Below are 19,149 nucleotides of genomic sequence, written 5' to 3'. Positions count from 1 at the left end.
CCTCATTCCGGTAACGCGGGCCGACGCGCGAGAGCCGTCGTGATGATGGCGGCGATATCCGCCCGGTGCCGCTGATGGAACTGGTGGTCGCCGGAGAAGGCGTGGATCGCGAACGGCCCGTCGCTCAGTGCCCGCCACTGCGCGATCTCGTCCGGGTCCACCACGGGGTCTTCGCTGCCGTAGAACGCGGTCAGCGGGCAGCCCAGCCGCGGCAGCGGGGTGTGGTCGTACTCCTCGGACAGTTCGAGATCGGCGCGCACCAGCGGCAGCGCGTAGCGCAGGAACGCGCTGCTGCGCGCCGCCTCGCCGAACGCGCCGATATCGGCCAGCGCCGCCGCGAACTCCTCGTCGGGTAGCCCGTGGATGAGCGCGCGGCGGGCGGGCAGATGCGGTGCGCGCCTGCCGGAGACGAACAGGTGCAGCGGCGGTGCGCCGTCCGCGGTGAGCGCGCGGGCCAGCTCGAACGCGATCAGGGCGCCCATGCTGTGTCCGTAGATCGCCAGCGGTTCGGCCCGCCACGGTCTCGTCTGCTCGACCAGTCGCCGCACCGCCGAGTCGACCCGACGCAGCGGCGCTTCGGCGGTCACGTCCTCGCGGCCGGGCAGTTGCACCCGTACCGGGGTGAGGCCGGGACCGAACAGGTCGAGCCAGCGGTTGAACGACGAGGCGCCCGCCCCGGCGTGCGGCAGGCAGATCAGCCGCACCCCCGCGGCCTCCGCGGGGCCGCGCAGCCAGGTACGGGCGGCTTCGGTGCCGGTCATCGCGGGTCACCCGCCGCGACCGGCAGCGCGGCCGGGCCGCGCACGATGAAACTGTGCTCCTGATACCGCGGTCGGTCGACGCGGAGTTCGAGGTCGCCGCGGGCATCCGGGCCGAACAACCGGTCGAAGGCGATCTCGGCCTGGAGTTCGGCCAATGTGCCGCCGAGGCAACCGTGCATGCCGTGACCGAAGGCCAGGTGGTCCCCGGCGGCGCGGGTGATGTCGAAATCGTCGGGGCGGTCGAAGACCTCGGGGTCGCGGTTGGCCGCGCCCAGGCACACCATGACCTGATCGCCCTCGGCGATGACGGTGCCGCCGATCTCGGTGTCGCGGGTCGCGAGTCGCTTGGTCAACTGGAGCGGGGAGTCGAAGCGCAGCGCCTCCACGACGGCGGCGCGCGCCGAGTCGGGGCGCTCGCGCAGCAGCGCGGCCTGGTCGGGATGACGCAGCAGCGCCAGTGCGCCATTGCCGATGAGCGATTTCGTGGTCTCGTTGCCCGCGACGAAGCACATGACGCACACGAAGATCAGTTCCTCGTCGGCGAGCCGGTCGCCGCCCGCGGTGCGCGCGGCGAGCAGTTCGCTGATCAGGTCGTCACCCGGCTCGGCTCTCCGCTGTCGCAGCACCTCGTCCAGCGCGGCGGCGAATTCCTCGACCACCTCGCAGACCCGTTGGAAATCAGCGGCTTTCATCAGCCCGGGCTCCAACAGGAATCGGATGTCGTGGGTCCACGGCCCGACCTTGTCGCGCAGATGCGGCGGCAGCGCCATCCATTCGCACAGCACCGTTACCGGCAGCGGTGCGGCGACATCGGCGACGAGGTCGAATTCACCCCGTGCGCGGGCGGTGCGCACCAACTCCTCGGTGATGCGCGTGACCAGCGGACGCAGCCCGGCCACCGCGCGGGCGGTGAACACCCGGTTCACCAGCCCGCGCAGGCGCGCGTGATCGGGATTGTCGGTGAACACCAACGACTTACGGCCGAGCCGTGTCACGCGCGCGATGTCGCTCCTGCCGAGTTTGCGCGCCTGTTCGGAGACCAGGGTCGGGATGAGACCCGCGCTGAAGGAGCGGTCGTGCAGCACGGCGCGCACGTCGGCGTGCCGGGTCAGGACCCAGGTTCCCAACGATTTGTGCACCGGCCTGTGCTCGCGCAGCTGCCGGTACATGGGGTACGGGTCATGCCGGAATTCCGGGCTGAACGGGTTGAAGCGAACCCGGGTGCCCCCGACGGTCACCGGTCCCGCCGTCCGTCGCCGGCGAAGAATCCGGTGCCGTAGGGCGCCAGCACCAGGCGCAGCAGTCCGATCTTGCCCATGCGGAAGCCGAGGGAGGACAGCTTCAGGTACCGCTCGTAGCGGGCCACGGTCTCCGCGCCGACCATCTCCACCGCTTCGGCGCGGTGCTCGCGCAACCTGCTCGCCCACTGCGCGCAGGTCCACGCGTAGTCCAGCCGGCCGTTGCTCAGCGCGCGGACCTCGAACACGCCCTCGGCCGCCGCGGTGATCTCCGCCAGTGTCGGCAGGTCGGCGTCGGGGAAGATCTCCTGCTGCATGAACGAACTCGCCTGCTCGCGTGACATGTTCGCGTAGGCGATGGTTTGCAGCGACAGCGTGCCGCCCGGACGCAGCCAGTCACGGCAGCGTTCGAAGAACTCCCGGTACACGGCGATCTTCTGTTCGGGCGAATCCCGCGGTGTGGCGAAATGTTCGAAGGCACCGATGGAGATGATCCCGTCGAACCTGGTCTCGGGCCGGTATTCCAGCCAGTTCTCCAGCCGTACCTCCACGCCCGGGTATTCGCACGAGCGCACGTATTCGGCCTGTCTCTCGCTCAGGGTCAGGCCGACCGAGCGGGCGACACCGTGGCGCCGCGAGAGCCGTTGCAGGATGGCGCCCCAGCCGCAGCCGATGTCGAGCACCGACTCGGCGCCGTCGGCGTCGACGGCCTCGAGATGATGGCGCAGCTTGTTCTCTTGCGCGACTTCCAGCGTGTCGTCGGGCTTTTCGCGAAGTGCGCAGGAATAGGTCAGCGAGGAGTCCAGCCAGAGCCGGTAGAATTCGTTGCCCGCGTCGTAGTGGTGGCGAATGGCGGCCGCGGCCGCGTCGACCCGCTCGGTCGGAGCCGACATGGTCAGGCGACGGTCGACGTGGCCTGCTTGTGCAGATACGTCGCGACCGCGTCGAGATTCGGATTGTCGAACAGATCCTCGGGCGACAGGTCGACGCCGTAGCGCTCCTCGACCTCGATCAACAGTGCCACCGCGAGCGCGGAGTCGATGCCGAGCCGGTCGAAATCCGCGGTGGGATCGATGGTTTCGGCGGGCACCTCGAGCAGGTTGCCGAGGTATTCCTGGCACCACCGGATGATCGCTGCTTTGCTCGTGTCCACGGTTGATTCCTTCGGCTGATTGTCTACGGGGTGTCGACGCGGGCGTACGGCACCGGATATCTCTGTCAGGCGATGCGTTTGGAGGCCATGCGCTCCGCGGAGGGCACCTTCAGATCCCAGGCCAGGCCGAGGGCGGCCAAGGTCTTGATGAGCCAGAATCCGGGATCGAGCCGGTACCAGTTCAATCCGAAGGCGGGCGACTCCGGGAAGGCGTGGTGGTTGTTGTGCCAGGACTCCCCCAGCGTCACGAGCGCGAAGACGCCGCCGTTGTGGCTGTTCTCCCGCGACTCGTATGGCCGGGTGCCGAACATGTGCAGGAAGGAGTTGATCGCCCACACGATGTGCTCGAGCACGAAGATCCGCACCAGGCCGCCCCACAGCAGACCGCTGACCGCCCCGGTCCAGCTAATGGTCACCACACCGCCGATCACGGTGGGGATGAGCAGGCCGAGCCCGACCCAGTAGTAGTACAGCCGGGCGATGCGGACCAGGCCACGGTCCTTGATCAGATCGGGGGCGTAGTGCACGACGTTCGGGTATTCGTGGCGGTGCATCCACAGGAAGTGCGAATGCGCCAGACCGCGCAGCGCACCGCGCAGGCCGCCGCCGGAGAGGTTGGGCGAATGCGGATCGCCCTCGCGGTCGCTGTACTCGTGGTGGCGACGGTGCAGCGCCACCCAGGACACCACACCGCCCTGCGCGGCCATGGAGCCGGTGATGGCCAGCGCCCAGGCGACCCACGGCTTCGCCTTGAACGTGCGATGGGTGAACAACCGGTGGTAGCCGACGGTCACGCCGAGTCCGGTGATCAGCCACAGCGAGAACAGCAGCGAGAATTCCAGCCATCCGAACGGCCGCACGAACAGGAACGCGAATGCCGCGATCGTGCCGATGATCGGCAATACGTCGAACAACAGGAAATGCCTGCGCTGGAGGCGATGGATATACGGACTGCTGATCGTTTTCCGACGCGGAGACGCGGCAGGCAACACATTGTCTTCGGTGGTCACTGTCCCATACCCCAAGCCGAATACTATTGGACAACTGAATAACTCGACGGTAACAGGGATCAGATCGGGGGACCGATCGGTCGCCGATCCGCCGATCGGAGGATCGAAAATGTTTATCGTGGATGCCGACCGGTCTCTTCCGGTCAGGCGCGCAACCGCACCGGCAACGCGAGCATGCCGCGAATCATGGTGCTCGGCTGCCATGTCGGCGCCGCCGCGCCCGCGGGCAGCGACAGGTGCGGGAACCGTCGCAGCAGTGCGGTGAACGCGACGGTCGCCTCCATACGCGCCAGCGGAGCGCCGACGCAGAAATGGATGCCGTGCCCGAAGGCCAGATGCCCGCTCGGGTCGCCGTCGATATCCAGTCGGTCCGGTGCGCGGAAGCGCTCGGGATCGCGATTGGCCGCCGTGACGGCGACATAGACGAGTTCGCCTTCGGGAATATCCATATCGCCGATGCGCACCGGCTCCGCGGTGTAGCGCACCGTCGCCATGTCCACCGGGCCGTCGAAGCGCAGGAATTCCTCCACCGCCGCGGGCACCGCCGACAGGTCCGCGCGCAGCGCCGCGAGCTGGACCGGATCGCGCAGCAGGACATTGAGTCCGTTGCCGATCAGGTTGACCGTGGTCTCGTGTCCGGCGACCAGCAGCAGGAACGCCATCGACACCAATTCGGCGTCGGTGAGCCGGTCACCGTCCTCGTCGGCGTAGACAAGCGCCGACAGCAGATCGTCACCGGGTTCGCGCCGCTTGGCCGCGACCAGTTCGCGCAGGTAGGCGACCATCGCCAGCGCGCCACGTCCGCGTTCGGCCTCGCGACCGGCCACGCCGATCAGATCGCGGGTCCAGTCACCGAAATCGGAGCGGTCGGCGAAGGGCACGCCGAGCAGTTCGCAGATCACCGTGACCGGAAGCGGATTGGCGAAGGCGGCCATGAAATCCACCTCGTCGTGTCCGTCCATGGCGTCGAGCAGCTCCGCGGTGATCTGCTCGACCCGCGGCTGCAATCCGGCCACCCGGCGCACGGCGAAGGACTTGTTGACCAGTCCGCGCAACCGGGTGTGCTCGGGCGGGTCGGCGTGGAGCATGTGCGAGGTCAGCGCGAGCCACAGCGGATTCGTCGGCGGGGCCTCGCGGCGGGCACTGAGCAATTCGTCCACGCGCAGCATGTTCTTGCGCAGACGCGGATCGGCGAGCGCCGCGCGCGCCTCGCGATAGCCGATGACCACGTATCGGACCACGCCGTCGGGGAAGCGCACCCGGTGCACGGGACCGTCGGCGCGCCAGCGGCGGTAGTGTAGGTGCGGATCGGCGAAGAAGTCATCGCCGAGGGTGTGCACCCGGTCCGCGGTATCGACGGTCTCGGTATCGGTCATGTGCTTGACTGCCTCTCGGTCACAGATCCAGGACGAGCACATCCGCGCGCGCCCGCGAGACGCACAGCATCATGGTGTCGCCGCGCTCGCGCTCTTCGGCGCTGAGAATCGAGTCACGGTGGTCGATCTCGCCCTCGAGGACGGCCGTCTCGCAACTGCCGCAGGTGCCCTCGCGGCAGGAGGTGATCACCTGCACGCCCGCCGCGTCGAGCACGTCCACGATCGACTGCTTCTCCCCTACCCGCAGGGTGCGCCCGTCGTTGGCGAGGCGGACCTGGAAGGCGCGGTCGCCCGCGGTGTCGACCACGCGCGGCACGAAACGTTCGGTGCGCACCGCGACACCGCGTCGCCCGCCTTCGGTCTCCACGGCGTTCAGCAGCGGCTCGGGACCGCAACAGTAGACGGTCGCGTCGGCGTTGGCGTCCATGATCTCGGCCAGCGGCAGCAGACCGTGCGCGTCCTGGGGCAGTAGCCGCGCGTGCGGGTAGCGCTCGGTGATCTCCTCGGCGAAGGCCATGTGCTCGCGGGTGCGCCCGCCGTAGTAGAGCTGCCAGGTCGCGCCCGCGGCCTGCGCGGCCGCCATCATGGGCAGGATCGGCGTGATGCCGATACCGCCCGCGAGGAAGACGTAGCGGTCGGCCGGTTCGAGTTCGAAGTTGTTGCGGGGCGCGGAGACCGCGAGTTCGGTGTCGGTGTGGGCGGTGCGGTGCAGCAGATCCGAGCCGCCGCGGCCTTCGGGTTCGTGCAGGATCGCGATCCGCCAGCGCTTGCGGTCCTGCGGATCGCCGCACAGGGAGTACTGTCTGACTCCGGCCTGCCCGACCGCGACGTCGATGTGCGCGCCCGGTGACCAGGGCGGCAGTTCGGCGCCGTCGAGCGCGGCGAGTTCGAGTGCGAAGACTCCGGTGGCCTCGTCGCTGCGGGCGGTGATCCGTACCGGCAAGTCGGTCATAAGGCCCACTGTCGCCGAGTGGCCGGCGCGCCTGCCATGAGGTTCGAGCAGTCGATTCGCGCAATCGACGTTGACTATCGCCCGTCGACGCGACCGAGGGCCCGGCCGACACTGACCCCATGACCTCAGTGGCAAACTTGGTGGAGAAGACTACCGAATTCGTCCGTGACCACGTCTTTCCCGTCGAACGCGAGATCATCGTCGACGGCAGGGTGATGGATGACGCCCTCCGACTGGAACTCCAGAAGAAGGCCAAGGAGGCAGGCGTCTTCGGTCCGCTGTCGGATCCGGCCTTCGGCGGTCTCGGTCTCGACACCCGGTCCCAGGCGCAGGTCCTCGAGGCGGCCGGGGCCAGCCTGATCGGCCCGCTCGCGGTCAACGCGTGGGCCCCCGACGACGGCAATATCCATCTGCTCGCCCACGTGGCGAATACGGAACAGAAGCAGCGCTACCTCGCGCCGCTGGCCTCCGGCGAGGTCCGCTCGGCCATCGCGATGACCGAACCCGCCCCCGGCGCGGGCTCGGACCCGACCATGCTCCGCACCTACGCCGAAGAGACCGACCGGGGCTGGGTCATCAACGGCGCCAAGCATTTCACCACCGGCGCGCAGGGCGCCGCGTTCACCATCTGCGTCGCGCGCACCTCCGACGGCCCGACCATGTTCCTGGTCGACGCCGACAATCCGGGTATGCGGGTCGGGCGGCGTATGCCGACCCTCGACTACACCAGCGCCCCCGGCGGCCACTGCGAGGTGCTGTTCGACAACTGCGAGGTCGACGACACCGCCGTGCTCGGCGCGGTCGGTCAGGGTCTGGCGCTTGCCCAGGTGCGCCTTGCGCCCTCGCGGCTGGTGTTCTGCATGAACTGGCTCGGTCTCGCCGTGCGCGGGCACCAGCTCGCCATCGCCCACATCACCGAGCGCACCGGCTTCGGGACGCCCATCGCCGAACACGGACTCGCGCAGGGACTCATCGCCGACAGCGAGATCGACATCGCCGCCGCGCGCGGACTCATCCGCCAGGCCGCGACCACCATCGACGAGCAGGGCCCGGCCTCCTCGCAGGCCAAGCACGAGACCTCCATCGCCAAGACCTTCGTCGCCGAGGCGGTGTGGCGGGTACTCGACCGCTCGGTCCAGTTGCACGGCGGCCTCGGCATCTGCGAGGACCATCTGGTAGCCCGGTTCCTGGTGGAAGCGCGCGCCTTCCGCATCTACGAGGGGCCATCCGAGGTCCTGCGATGGTCGATCGCACGCCGCGCTCTGCGCGCACGTGGCTGAGTGCTCTGCGCGCACGTGACCGAGTGCTCTGCGAGCAGACCGATTCGCCGACCGACGAACGCTGAAAAGGAATGACGATGACAAACCGTGAAATCGCCGGATTCGCCGCGGCCTACCCGAAGCTGGATTGCGAGGCCGTCGACTACGAGTACCTGCGCTCCGTCTCGCAGGAAATGGTGCCCTTCGCCGAGCGCGTCGGCACCGTCGTGACCGAGATCGGCCCCGACCGCGCCGTGGTCGAGATCCCCGCGCTGGACTCGGTGCGCAACCACATGGGCACCGTGCACGCGGGCGCGCTGTTCACCGCCGCCGACATCGCGGGCGCCGCGGCCTTCGTCGGCGCGGCCGCCACCCGCCTGAACACCGTCGAGCGGCTGGTGCTGCGCGCGGGCACCGCCTCCTACCGCAAGCCCGCCATCGGCCGCATCCGCGCGGTGGCGACCGTGGACCAGCGCGAACTCGCCGATGTGCTCGCCGCGACCGCCTCGGGCCGCTTCGAGCTGTCCGGCAAGGTCTCCCTGCTCGACGACAAGGACGTCGTCGTGGCCAAATTCACCTTCGACTACGTCTGCGACATCGCGATCGCGCAGGTGCAGCCGTGACGACCAAGACCCCCGAGGCGAAATCCGAATTCGGATCGCTGGAGTCGGTACTGGTCACCACCTCCGACGAGGTCACCTTCACGGTCCGGTTCCTGCTGGCCGAACAGGCCGACGCGCCGGTCGTGCTGATCATCCCGGCGATGGCGATGAAGGCGCGCAACTACCTGGCCCTGGCCAAGGCGCTGCACGCCCAAGGGCTTTCGGTGGCGACCTGCGATCTGCGCGCCCACGGTGAGGCCGTGCCCGCCCTGGGCGAGCACAAGGACTTCGGCTACCGCGAGATGCTCGAGATCGATATGCCCGCCCTGGTGGGCGCGGTGCACGATCGGTTCCCGCAGGCTCCGGTGTACCTGTTCGGGCACAGCATCGGCGGCCAGCTGGCGCTGCTGTTCGCCTCCGCCGAGGCCGACCGGGTCGCCGGTGTCGTCACCATCGGCACCGGCACGGTGTTCTGGTACGCCTTCGGCCCGCGGCGCTGGTGGGAGGCGCTCAGCCAGATCCAGTGGATCGGCATGGTCTCGCGCGTCAAGGGCCACTGGCCCGGCGGCGTGCTGATTCCGGCGCCCATGCCGGGCGGGGTCATGATCGACTGGTCCTGGCATTCGCTGACCAGCTACTACCGGCCCAAGGGCAGCAAGCGCCGCTACAACACGCTGCTCGCCCGGCTGACGTTGCCGGTGCTGCCGATCTCGCTGTCGGAGGATGTGCTCGGCCCGAAGTCGAATGTGGACTTCCTGGCCTCGCGTATGCGTAGGGCACGGCTGTCGCGCTGGCACATCGACGAGAACTCCGCGGTCGCCAACCGCGACCATTTCATGTGGATAAAGGATTCGGCCACCATCGCGCCTGCGGTGGCCCGGTGGATCACCACCGGTGCGGCCCCCGCCTGACGCGGTCCGTACCGACGAACGACGAAGGAGGCGGTCGAGATCATCTCGACCGCCTCCTTCGTGTGCGGGTCCGGTCAGACCGAAACGGGTTCGGTGAGTGTGCCGATGAGCGCGGTGTCGTGTTCGCCCGCGACGAAGCGCGGATGGCCGAGCACATCGTGCAGGAAGTTCGCGGTGGTGGCGACGCCCGCGCCGGAGATCCTGGTCTCGGCCAGGGCCCTACGCATGCGCGCGATGGCCGCGGGCCGGTCCTCGCCCCAGACGATGACCTTCGCAAGCAGCGAATCATAATGCGGCGGAATCGAATACCCGGATTCCACGTGGGTGTCCACGCGCACGAACGGTCCGCCCGGCAACACACACTCGGTGAGCGTGCCCGGGGCCGGGGCGAATTCGCGAGCCGGGTCCTCGGCGTTGATGCGGCATTCGATCGCGACCCCGCGCGGTACGGCGATATCACGGGGCAGGTCGAGCCGCTGGCCTGCCGCGATCCGCAACTGCTGGGCCACAAGATCGGTGCCGGTGACCATCTCGGTCACCGGATGTTCCACCTGGAGACGGCAGTTCACTTCCATGAAGTAGAACCGGCCCTGCGGATCGAGCAGGAATTCGAAGGTGCCCGCGCCGACATAGCCGACCGCGGACGCGCCGCGCACCGCCGTCTCTCCGATGCTCGCCACCAGTTCGTCGGACAGTCCAGGCGCGGGCGATTCCTCGACCAGCTTCTGGTGGCGGCGCTGCAACGAGCAGTCGCGCGCGCCAAGATGCACCACGGTGCCGTGGTGATCGGCCAGGATCTGCACCTCGATGTGCCGGGCGGAATCGAGATACCGCTCGACGTAGAGACGTCCGTCGCCGAACACCGCGGCGGCGTTGGCGCGGGTGTCACGCCAGGCGTCGGCGAAGTCGCCGGAGGCGCGCACCACGCGCATACCGCGGCCGCCGCCGCCCGCGACGGCCTTGATGATGACCGGATAGCCGATCTCGTCGGCCAGCGCCTGCGCCTCGTCCACCGAGTCCAGCGGTTCACGGCTGCCCGGCAGCAGCGGCAGACCGGCCGCCGCCATGAGACTGCGCGCGGTGGACTTGTCGCCGAGATCGGCCATCACCGCGCCGGGCGCGCCGACGAACACGAAGCCCTCGGCCTCGCACACCTCGGCGAAATCGGGGTTCTCCGAGAGGAATCCGTAGCCGGGATGGATGGCGTCCGCGCCGGTGGCGCGGGCCGCCTCGATGATCGCGGGAATATTGAGATAGCTGCGCTTGGACGGTCCGGGGCCGATGCAGAAGGCCCGGTCCGCCAGCCGCACCGCCGCCGATTCGGCATCGGCGGTGGAATACACCGCGACAGTGTCGATGCCGAGTTCGGCGCAGGTGCGGATGATCCGCACGGCGATCTCACCGCGATTGGCGACGAGCACCCGGCGAATCCGTCCGATGCTCACCGGATCACCTCGAGCCGCAGCAGCGGCGCGCCGTGTTCGACCGCCTCGCCGTTGTCGACGAGGAATTCCACGACCCGGCCCGCGCGGCCCGCGGTCACCGGAATCATCAGCTTCATCGCTTCGACGATGCCGATCTGCTGGCCCGCCGCCACCGTGTCGCCCTCGGCGACGAAGGGCGCCGCGCCCGGCTCCGGCAGCTGGTAGAACACGCCGACGGTGTCCGCGGTGATGACGAAAGTCTCGGCGTCGGAGGCGGCCGCCTCGGGCGCCGCGGCGGCGGCCGCGTGCGCGGCCGATCCGTTCCCGTTCGTCGCGACGGGCGCGGCGGCGGGGGCAGCGGCCTCCGGTGCGACGGTCGCCGAGCTCGCGCCGTCCCAGCTGATGCGCAGCGAGATCGGGCCGTTGGCGACGGTGACCGAACTCGGCGCGGTCGCGTCCCGCACGGTCAGCGCGTGTCTGGACAGTATGGTCAGTGCCTGATCGGCGTCGGCCGGATTCAGGGCACGGCCGACCGGTTCGGTGGCCACGGACTCGCTCATCGGTTCTCCTCGATCGTCGGTCGGATCGTGCCGAAGGCACGGAATCTGTTGTGGCGCTGAGCGAGCAGTTCGGGGGCGGCCAGCGGGCCGAAGCCGATCAGCGTATGCCGCAGCGCGCCGCGCAGATTCAGCGCCGCGGCGGCCCGATCACGGTGCGCGCCGCCCGCGGGTTCGGGAATCACGGCGTCGGCCACCCCCAGCCGCAGCAGCGAAGTCGAGTCGACGCGCAGCGCCTCGGCGGCGCGCGGCGCGGCGGCGGAGTCCTTCCACAGGATCGACGCGCAGCCTTCGGGGCTGATGACCGAGTACCACGCGTTCTCCAGCACCAACACCCGGTCGGCCACCGCCAGCGCGAGCGCACCGCCGCTGCCGCCTTCACCGGTGATCACGGCGATGATCGGAACCGGAAGTCCCGCGAGCAGTTTCAGCGATTCGGCGATGGCCACCGCCTGACCCTGCTCCTCCGCGGCGATGCCGGGATAGGCGCCCGCGGTGTCGACGAGGGTGACCACCGGCAGGCCGAGCTTGGCCGCGAGCCGCAGCACGCGCGCGGACTTGCGGTAGCCCGCGGGCGAGGGCATGCCGAAGTTGCGGCGGTTGAGCTCCTCGGCGCTGTGACCCTTCTGGGTGCCCATCACCACGACCGGCACGCCGTCGAGCCGGGCCAGACCGGTGATCATGGCCGGGCAGTCCGCCGACATCCGGTCGCCGTGCAGTTCGACGAATTCCTCGAAGGCGGTCGTGAAGTAGTCCAGGGTCGTCGGACGGCCCAGCTCCCGCGCGGTGCGCACCGAGGCCCACGGGTCGCGGGCCGACACCGCGGCCGGATCGGAGACCACCGGCGGATTCGGTTGCGCCGACGGGATGCGCCTGCCGCGGTCGGCGGCCATCGCCAGCAGCCGGGCCAGCCGCTCACGCAATGCGGAACGGTGGCAGATCATGTCGACGATGCCGTGCTCGACCAGGAATTCGGCGGTCTGGAAACCCGGGGGCAGGGTCTGGCCGATGGTCTGGCTGATCACCCGGGGACCCGCGAATCCCAGACGCGCCCTCGGCTCGGCGATGATGATGTCGGTGCTGGTGGCGTAGGAGGCCGCGACACCGCCGTAGGTGGGGTCGGTGACGATCGAGACGGTCAGGATGCCCGCGTCGTCGAGGGCGCGCAGGGCCTGACTGGTCTTGGCCATCTGCATCAGGGCGATGATGCCCTCCTGCATGCGCGCGCCGCCGGAGGCGGACACGATCACCAGCGGCACCCGGTCGGCCAGCGCGGCCTCGGCGGCGGTGGTGATCGCCTCACCGACCGCCGCGCCGAGACTGCCGCCGAGGAATCGGAAGTCCATCGCCGCCACCACCACGCCCGCGCCCTCGATGGCGCCGCGGGCGCAGCGGAATCCGTCGACCATGCCGGTCTGGGCGCGCGCCTGGGCGAGCCGGTCGGTGTAGGTCTTCGAATCGGTGAATTCCAGTGGGTCGGCGATGGTCTCGGCGACCTCGAGCAATCGGATCGAGTCCGGGTCGAGCAGCGCGGCGATGCGCTGATCGGCGGTCAGCGCGCCGTGTCCGTCGCATTCGGGACAGATGCGGCCCGTGCGCTCGTAGCGTTTGCCGTAGACGATCGCACCGCAGGCGGGGCACAGCAGCCAGACGGTGCCGGTCGTGGCATCGGATTCGAGTAGGGTCATCGTTCCTCGCTCGGTCGTGGCACGAATCGGGCGATCTCGGCGGGCAATCGCACACCGGCGGTGCGCAATTGCGCGATCCGGGTGAGATAGGCCGCGCCCGACATCAACTGGTCGGCGATGTCGGCGACATTGCGGTTGCTCGGCGCGGCCAGATAGGTCCCGGCCGCCCAGCTGTTGAACGCGCCCATCGCCGGACCGCACCAGATCTGGTAGTCCGCGGCGCGTTCGGCCACGCCGCGGATGCTCCACCCCGACGACAGTCCCAGGTACCACCGGAAGATCAGCGCCATCTTGCGCTTGGGATCCTCGGCGGCGCCGACCAGTTGGGACGGATCGCGTTCGGTGAAGAAGGCGACGCAGTCCTGCCACACGTCGTCCATCGGCCGACGGAACACCGTGGCCTCCAGATCCTCGCGCAGCGCGTCGGGCAGGGCGTGCAGCCCCGCGTATTCCCGGTAGGTGTCGTAGAGGCGGTGCGCGCGGGCGGCGAACATGGTGCCACGGCGCAGCACCTGCACCTGGACGCCGAGTTCGAACATGTCCGAGGACGGCGCCATCGTGCAGTCCGCGAAATCCGCGGTGGCCAGCAGCTTCTTGGTGGTCTCGGACTGATCGGCCTCGCGGGTGGCCTGATTGACCGATCCGGTGACCACGTAGGCCGCGCCCATGGCGAAGGCCGCGGCCGCGGCCGCCGGGGTGCCGATGCCGCCCGCCGCGCCGACCCGCACACCCGCGGCGGCGGGCACCGCGCGGGCGACGCGGTCGCGCGCGGCGATCAGCTCGGGCAGCAGCACGGTGAGCGGACGCCGGTCGGTGTGACCGCCCGAATCCGCCTCCGCGGTCAGGTCGTCGGCCATCGGCACCTGTTCGGCCAGCCGCGCCTGGTCGGCGGTGATGTCACCGGACTCCACCAGTGCGCGCAGCAGCTGCGCGGGCGCGGGCCGCAGGAAGACCTCGGCGACCTCGACCCGGGACACCTTGGCGATCACGCGGTGCCCGATACGGACGCGACCCTGCGCGTCGGTGCCGAGTCCGGCCGCGCGGTAGCGAACGACCTCGGGGGTCAGCGCCATGAACGCCGACGCCTCGACGCAGCGGACGCCGTGGCGCAGACAGGAATCCACGATCGCCCGCTCCAGCGCGGGCTCGGACGGGCTGTGGATGAGATTGCACGCGTACGGCCGGTCGCCGAGTTCGCGCGACAGCGCGGCCAGCGCCGAATCCACCACGGCGGGAGTGACACCCGCCGCGCCGTAGGAGCCGAGGTAGCCGGCCCGCGACATCGCCGACACCAGCGCGGGCGAGGCGATGCCATTGGCCATCGCGCCCGCCGCGTAGGCCGCACGGACGCCGTGCGCGGCACGGAAACCGCTGTCGCCCAACTGCTGTGCGGGCAGTGGCCCGACGGCGGCCAGGATCTGGGCGCCCGCGGCGACGGTCTCGTCGGAGGTGGCCCCGACCCGGCCGTCGTGACGGATGATCCAGCACGGGTTGGCCGTATCCAGCAGCAGCGCACCGATCTGCGCGGCGGTGGCCGCGACCGCGGTCTGCGAGGCGGTCATCGCGCGGCCTTCCGATCGGCGAGTTCGATACCGAGGTCGATGAGTTCGTAGATGCGAAGCCCCGGCTTCCACAGCGACCCGTCGACGGTCACCACGACGCTGTCGGCCCCGCGGCGCACGGTCTTGATGTGCGCCTCGAGTTCGACGGTGCCGTCGGTGGGCAGGAACTGGCCGCGGTAGCGCCAACTGAAGGCGATGTCGGTCGGGATGCGGAACACCGGATCGGCCATGCCGTCGGCGAATCCGGCGTCGAGCATCCACTCCTGGACCGCGTGGATGACCGATTCCACGCCGAGCGAACCCGGGATCACCGGGTCGAGGTGGAAGTGCCGGGCGAAGTACCAGTCGGTGGGGTCGATGGTGCGCAGCGAGTGCAGATAGCCCGCACCGTGCTCGCCGCCCCCGTCGACCACGTCGACCCGGTCGATGAGGGTCAGTGTGCGCCGCGAGCACAGCGGTGCGGCGGGGTCGGCGCGGCGGGCGGCCACGTCGATGACGCGCACCGCGGCGCCCGGGTTCTCGGCAAGCCAGGTCGGCTTGTCGCGGCCCGCGTCCAGTCCGGTCTGGTTGGCCAGCGCCTGATCGCTGAAGTAGCCGAACATGGTCTCGCCGACGTAGAACGGTTCGCCGTCGACGCTGAGCGTGTAGTCGAAGGTCTGCAACGACGAACCGGGCAGGATCGTCGTCGACAGCAGCCGCGAGGACTGTTCGATGGTGGCGTCACGCAGGTCGATCCGGCGCAGCACGGTGGCCTTGCCGCCGAGGTTGCGCAGGCTCAGCGTGGTGCCGGGCTGGGTCAGTGTCGGGCCCGCGTAGTAGCCCATGAGCAGGGCCGCCTGCAACGAGGTCTCCATGTACACGAAGTGCGGCATGGATTCGTTGGCGGTGTCGGCGTAGTACCAGGCCTCGGCCGGGGAGTCGTATTCGCTGGTGTACGAGGCGGAATCGAGGTTGCCGCGGGCGCCGTCGAAGTCGATGACCCGGTCGACCAGCAGCAGACCGTAGGTCGGCAGCCTGGTCGCGCGCACCCCGGTGTACTCGGCGAATTCGGGTCCCATCGCGATGGCCTGGTCGCCGCGCGAGAGGTGGGTCATGTGGAATTCGTTGAGCAGCAGACCCTCGGCCGCCGCGCCCGGACCGACGGAGGCGCCCGAGGGCTCCACCACCGCGACCGACACCTCGAGCGACTCCGCGCCGCCCGCGACCCGGACCGTGCCGGTGACGTGCGGGCGCGGCACGAGATCGATATGGGTGACGATCAGTTCCAGGACGCCCGCGTTCGGGCTCGCCGCACCTTCGGCGGGTTCGCCCGCGGCCGAGACGAATTCGCCGCGCGAGAGCACCAGCCACATGCCGGTGTGCAATGCGAAGACCTCCGCGGCCTGCACGGCCGCCGCCCGGGGGTCGCCCTCGTAGGAGGCGACGAGCCTGCCCTTGCCGTTGCCGCCGCGCGGTTCGATGAGCGCGACCTCGGTCAGGGCGAGCGGCGCCGCCGCCGCGAGCCGGACCGCCGCGGGCGCGTTGCCACGGCGGAAGGCCGGGCCGAACACGCCCGCGATATCGCCGTCTGCCAGACGCAGCAGATCCTGCCGGTCGAGCTTGGTGACGCGGGTACGGGCGGGCGGTTTGAACGCCCACTCGGGTGCGCTCGCCGACGGGTCGACGGTGGGCGTCGCGACGGCGGCCGGAACCGCCGCCCGGTCGACCACGCCGCCCGCCTGCCCCGAGGCCCGGTGCCAGATGGCCCGTTGCAGCGCGACCTGGGCGGCGAGCGCCGCCCGGTGGGAGGCCACCACGCCGGCCCGGATCTCACCGATCGCGGCGCGCACCCGCTCGCCGCCGGGCTGCGGGGCACCCGCCGCGCGCGGGGGCGCGGCGGGTGCGGGCAGCGGGGCCGGGGCGTGCGAGGTCTCGACGAGCGCGCTCGCCGATTCCGGCGCGGTGGGCGCGGGGGTCTGTGCCCGCGCCACCGCGTCGAAGGGAATTCCGTCGAAGTCGAGAACTGTCATGACATCCACTGCCTCACCGAGGTTCGAAACTTCTCCGTCAGATCGGGCGTCGTCACCACGGTGACGTCCGAGAAACGTTGCAGCACCGTGCCGTCCAGCGCGGTCGCGGTCGCGTCGATGCGAGCGTCGACCCGGCCCGCGCGCGGGTTGTCCACCACGAGCAGGAACGGCTCCCCCGCGGGCAGCGGCCGGTGGTATTCCACCCGTCCGACGCCGAGCGGCAGGCAGGCCGATCCGAGCAGGCGATGGCCGAGCACCGGCGGACCTTGCAGGATCAGGTCGGCCTGCACCGGATCGTGCAACCGCCCTGAGTAGGCACCCGCCGCGACGGTCGCGGCGGGCAGTTCGCATTCGAGCACGATGGCCGTGTCGGAGGCGGCGCGCACGGTGCGCATGCCCTGGAGGGCGGGCGCGTGGAACTGCACGCCCTCGCGGTAGATCACCGCGGCGTCGGTGGCCTCGCCGTGCGGCACGGACAGCCGCGCCGTGGCTTCGGCGGGTCCGTCGGCAAGGGTCAGCACCGCGCGGAAGCGGACCGCGCCGTCGGCGTGCACCGCGGCGCGCACGATCGCGGCGTCACCGTCGCGGGGATCGAGTTCGATCTCGATCGTGTCCACCGGATGGTCGAACACGATGCCCTTGAGCACCTCGAAATCGTTCACCCCCACCACGACCCGGCCCGGCATGCGGCGTTCGGCGAGATTGATCATGGCCCCGAGTCCGAACGTGGCGGGCAGCACGATGTGCTCGCCGACCCGGTGCGCGGCGATGACGGCATCCGCGGTGAGATCGCCGACCGCGCGCACGGCGCGCACCGGGGTCGGCGCGGCCGTGTCGGGTCCCGACAGCGCGGTCGCGGCCCCGATCAGCACCACGGTGTCACCGGCGCGTTCGGCGGTGAACTGTTCGGTGAACGCCGCGGCGCCGGACTCCGGCGGGAGCAGCGGAATGCCGCGGGCGCGGAAGTACTCCCGCAGTTCGGCGGTCACCATGCCCCCGTCCCAGGCGCCCCAGTCGACGGCCGTCACATGGCAGTCGGGATTGGCGGCGCGGTAGCTCGCCGCGAAGCGGCACAGCGCCTCGTTGGCCGTCGCGTAGTCCGCCTGTCCGGCATTGCCGAACAGACCCGCCACCGAGGTGAACAGGACCAGGTGCCGCAATTCGCCGAGTGCGGCCAATACGGCGGTCAGACCGGCGATCTTGGGTTCGAACACCCGCCGCACCGAATCCGCGGTCTTGGCGACGATCATGGAATCGGCGAGGACGCCCGCGCCGTGCACCACACCGGTGATCGAGTCCCGCACCGGCGCGAGGGCCGCGCGGACCGCGGCCTCGTCGGTGACGTCCACCGCGAAGTACTCGGCCCGCTGCCCGAGGGCGTCGAGGGTGGCGCGGATCTCGCGCACGCCGCGGATCGCGCCGCATTCGCGCTCGATATCGCGCGGCGTCACGCCGGTGCCCGCCAGTGCGCGCAGCGCGGCCTGCTTGAGATCCGAATCATCCACGCCGAGAGCCCATTGCGGCTCCGGCTTCAATTCCGAGCGCCCGAGCAGGACGAACCTCGCCGCGCTCTGCTCGGCCAGCGCGAGCACACAGGTCGCGGTGACGCCGCGCGCTCCGCCGGTGACCACCAGCACGTCCTGGTCGGTCAGGACGGTCGCGGGCTGCGCCTCGCGCGCCCGGACCGCCACGATCGTCTCGGCGTCGGCGTAGCGGCTCGGTACCAGGGTGCGACGGTTACCCGCGGCGTCGATACCGACCTCGACGGTGTCACGGGCGCTGTCGGACAGCTCCTCGAGCACCCGCGCCGCGAAGCCCGCGCCGGTGAGCGCGGGTTCGATGTCCAGCGCCCGGCAGAACAGCGAAGGCTGTTCGGCGGCGAGGGTCTTCACCGCGCCGCCCGCACCGCCGAGCAGCGCGGAGACCGGATCGGCGGCGCCGCGATAGCCGAGGTCGCCGTCGAGCCGGGTGACGGTCGCGAAGGCGGCCCGGCCGGTGACCTGGAGCAGGCGCGGAATCAGCGCGCCCGCGGTGAGGATCACCTCGGTCAGCCTGCGCTGCGCCTCCTCGCGATCGGCCGACCCGCCGACCAGGACCACACAGATGTCCACGTCGTCGGTCTCCGCGGCGGTGACCCCGCGCACCGTCCGCACTCGCCACCCGCGCTCGGCGCAGGCGGATTCGAGTGCGGCGCGGTCGGACTCGGAGTCACCGGCGAGGTCGACGAGCAGCACGCCCGCGTCGGCGCGGTAGGGCTCGACGGCGACGTCCACCGGGGCCAGCGCGACGGACTCGACGAGGTGCCGCGGCGTCGACGCCGCGGCCTCAGCTTTTGGGTGGACATCACCACCGGTCGACGCGGCGAATTCCGCGACGATCTGATCCAGAGTGCGCAAGGTGCCCAATTGCTCAGGACCCAGGCTCGGAAGTTGTGGAAACCGTTCCTGGAGAGCGCCGATCACCTGAACTCGCTTGATCGAGTCCACACCGAGATCCGCTTCCAGATCCCGCGTCGGATCGACCATCTCGACCGGGTAACCGGTCTTCTCCGACACGACCTCCTGCAACGCCCGGCGCAACTCGTCACCGGACACTCCGCCACCCGAGGCGGCGGGCGCCGAAGCCGCCTGCGGCGCGGCGGCGGGGA

16 protein-coding genes are annotated in these 19,149 nt (G+C 70.3%); 3 read left to right on the top strand and 13 right to left on the bottom strand.

All coding sequences use genetic code 11. The annotated features are described in order from the left end of the window. Positions 1 to 2: 2 nt before the first annotated feature. The 7 genes from APZ21_RS14700 to APZ21_RS14670 form a co-directional block, all read right to left on the bottom strand. A complete protein-coding gene (locus tag APZ21_RS14700; protein WP_054813870.1) occupies positions 3 to 761 on the bottom strand; it encodes a thioesterase II family protein in 759 nt (252 codons plus the stop codon). Beyond that, complete coding sequence (locus tag APZ21_RS14695; protein ID WP_307588841.1) at positions 758 to 1,999, bottom strand: cytochrome P450; 1,242 nt, start codon at positions 1,997 to 1,999, stop codon at positions 758 to 760. Before APZ21_RS14695 ends, APZ21_RS14700 begins: the two co-directional genes overlap by 4 nt. After that, a complete protein-coding gene (locus APZ21_RS14690; protein ID WP_054813869.1) occupies positions 1,996 to 2,892 on the bottom strand; it encodes an SAM-dependent methyltransferase in 897 nt (298 codons plus the stop codon). The genes APZ21_RS14695 and APZ21_RS14690 overlap by 4 nt, the downstream gene beginning before the upstream one ends. A gap of 2 nt (positions 2,893 to 2,894) precedes the next feature. Continuing rightward, the gene (locus tag APZ21_RS14685; protein ID WP_054813868.1) at positions 2,895 to 3,152 is read right to left on the bottom strand and encodes an acyl carrier protein; all 258 of its coding nucleotides are present in this window, start codon (positions 3,150 to 3,152) and stop codon (positions 2,895 to 2,897) included. A gap of 65 nt (positions 3,153 to 3,217) precedes the next feature. After that, positions 3,218 to 4,162, bottom strand: a complete 945-nt coding sequence (locus APZ21_RS14680) for an acyl-CoA desaturase (protein ID WP_239476632.1) — start codon at positions 4,160 to 4,162, stop codon at positions 3,218 to 3,220. A gap of 143 nt (positions 4,163 to 4,305) precedes the next feature. Then, positions 4,306 to 5,538, bottom strand: coding sequence for a cytochrome P450 family protein (locus tag APZ21_RS14675; protein WP_054813867.1), 1,233 nt, complete (start codon positions 5,536 to 5,538; stop codon positions 4,306 to 4,308). Positions 5,539 to 5,557: 19 nt separating this feature from the next. Next, on the bottom strand, positions 5,558 to 6,490 hold the full coding sequence (locus APZ21_RS14670) for a PDR/VanB family oxidoreductase (protein ID WP_054813866.1): 933 nt from the start codon (positions 6,488 to 6,490) through the stop codon (positions 5,558 to 5,560). Between the two features lie 119 nt (positions 6,491 to 6,609). Here APZ21_RS14670 and APZ21_RS14665 point away from each other — a divergent pair, with 119 nt between their 5' ends. From APZ21_RS14665 to APZ21_RS14655, 3 genes are all read left to right on the top strand, one after another. After that, on the top strand, positions 6,610 to 7,770 hold the full coding sequence (locus APZ21_RS14665; RefSeq protein ID WP_054813865.1) for an acyl-CoA dehydrogenase family protein: 1,161 nt from the start codon (positions 6,610 to 6,612) through the stop codon (positions 7,768 to 7,770). A gap of 77 nt (positions 7,771 to 7,847) precedes the next feature. After that, positions 7,848 to 8,372, top strand: a complete 525-nt coding sequence (locus tag APZ21_RS14660) for a YiiD C-terminal domain-containing protein (RefSeq protein ID WP_054813964.1) — start codon at positions 7,848 to 7,850, stop codon at positions 8,370 to 8,372. Beyond that, on the top strand, positions 8,369 to 9,262 hold the full coding sequence (locus APZ21_RS14655) for an alpha/beta hydrolase family protein (protein ID WP_054813864.1): 894 nt from the start codon (positions 8,369 to 8,371) through the stop codon (positions 9,260 to 9,262). The genes APZ21_RS14660 and APZ21_RS14655 overlap by 4 nt, the downstream gene beginning before the upstream one ends. 74 nt (positions 9,263 to 9,336) lie before the next feature. Here the strand turns inward: APZ21_RS14655 and accC are convergent, their stop codons facing one another. From accC to APZ21_RS14625, 6 genes are all read right to left on the bottom strand, one after another. Then, positions 9,337 to 10,707, bottom strand: coding sequence for an acetyl-CoA carboxylase biotin carboxylase subunit (gene accC / locus APZ21_RS14650; protein ID WP_239476631.1), 1,371 nt, complete (start codon positions 10,705 to 10,707; stop codon positions 9,337 to 9,339). Continuing rightward, positions 10,704 to 11,246 (bottom strand): biotin/lipoyl-containing protein, encoded by a 543-nt coding sequence (locus APZ21_RS14645; RefSeq protein WP_054813863.1) that lies wholly within the window; start codon positions 11,244 to 11,246, stop codon positions 10,704 to 10,706. Before APZ21_RS14645 ends, accC begins: the two co-directional genes overlap by 4 nt. Then, entirely contained in the window at positions 11,243 to 12,931 is a 1,689-nt protein-coding gene (locus tag APZ21_RS14640; RefSeq protein WP_054813862.1) for an acetyl-CoA carboxylase carboxyl transferase subunit, read from the bottom strand. Before APZ21_RS14640 ends, APZ21_RS14645 begins: the two co-directional genes overlap by 4 nt. After that, a complete protein-coding gene (locus tag APZ21_RS14635; RefSeq protein ID WP_054813861.1) occupies positions 12,928 to 14,493 on the bottom strand; it encodes a PfaD family polyunsaturated fatty acid/polyketide biosynthesis protein in 1,566 nt (521 codons plus the stop codon). The genes APZ21_RS14640 and APZ21_RS14635 overlap by 4 nt, the downstream gene beginning before the upstream one ends. Then, on the bottom strand, positions 14,490 to 16,502 hold the full coding sequence (locus APZ21_RS14630; protein WP_054813860.1) for a hotdog family protein: 2,013 nt from the start codon (positions 16,500 to 16,502) through the stop codon (positions 14,490 to 14,492). Before APZ21_RS14630 ends, APZ21_RS14635 begins: the two co-directional genes overlap by 4 nt. Further along, on the bottom strand, positions 16,499 to 19,149 hold a 2,651-nt coding region (locus tag APZ21_RS14625), incomplete at its 5' end, for an SDR family NAD(P)-dependent oxidoreductase (RefSeq protein WP_156371077.1). The genes APZ21_RS14625 and APZ21_RS14630, both read right to left, overlap by 4 nt.

Source organism: Nocardia arizonensis (genome assembly GCF_001310275.1).
Classification (GTDB): Bacteria; Actinomycetota; Actinomycetes; order Mycobacteriales; family Mycobacteriaceae; genus Nocardia; species Nocardia arizonensis.
The sequence above is the reverse complement of the archived record's forward strand: the minus strand, read 5'-3'. Positions and strand labels throughout refer to the sequence as shown.

Bases quoted from the DNA above. Each gene is read 5' to 3' on its own strand.
- APZ21_RS14660 (WP_054813964.1), top strand. From the start codon at position 7,848: ATGACAAACCGTGAAATCGCCGGATTCGCCGCGGCCTACCCGAAGCTG.
- APZ21_RS14690 (WP_054813869.1), bottom strand. From the start codon at position 2,892: ATGTCGGCTCCGACCGAGCGGGTCGACGCGGCCGCGGCCGCCATTCGC.
- APZ21_RS14670 (WP_054813866.1), bottom strand. From the start codon at position 6,490: ATGACCGACTTGCCGGTACGGATCACCGCCCGCAGCGACGAGGCCACC.
- APZ21_RS14675 (WP_054813867.1), bottom strand. From the start codon at position 5,538: ATGACCGATACCGAGACCGTCGATACCGCGGACCGGGTGCACACCCTC.
- APZ21_RS14630 (WP_054813860.1), bottom strand. From the start codon at position 16,502: ATGACAGTTCTCGACTTCGACGGAATTCCCTTCGACGCGGTGGCGCGG.
- APZ21_RS14700 (WP_054813870.1), bottom strand. From the start codon at position 761: ATGACCGGCACCGAAGCCGCCCGTACCTGGCTGCGCGGCCCCGCGGAG.
- APZ21_RS14635 (WP_054813861.1), bottom strand. From the start codon at position 14,493: ATGACCGCCTCGCAGACCGCGGTCGCGGCCACCGCCGCGCAGATCGGT.
- APZ21_RS14645 (WP_054813863.1), bottom strand. From the start codon at position 11,246: ATGAGCGAGTCCGTGGCCACCGAACCGGTCGGCCGTGCCCTGAATCCG.
- APZ21_RS14665 (WP_054813865.1), top strand. From the start codon at position 6,610: ATGACCTCAGTGGCAAACTTGGTGGAGAAGACTACCGAATTCGTCCGT.
- APZ21_RS14640 (WP_054813862.1), bottom strand. From the start codon at position 12,931: ATGACCCTACTCGAATCCGATGCCACGACCGGCACCGTCTGGCTGCTG.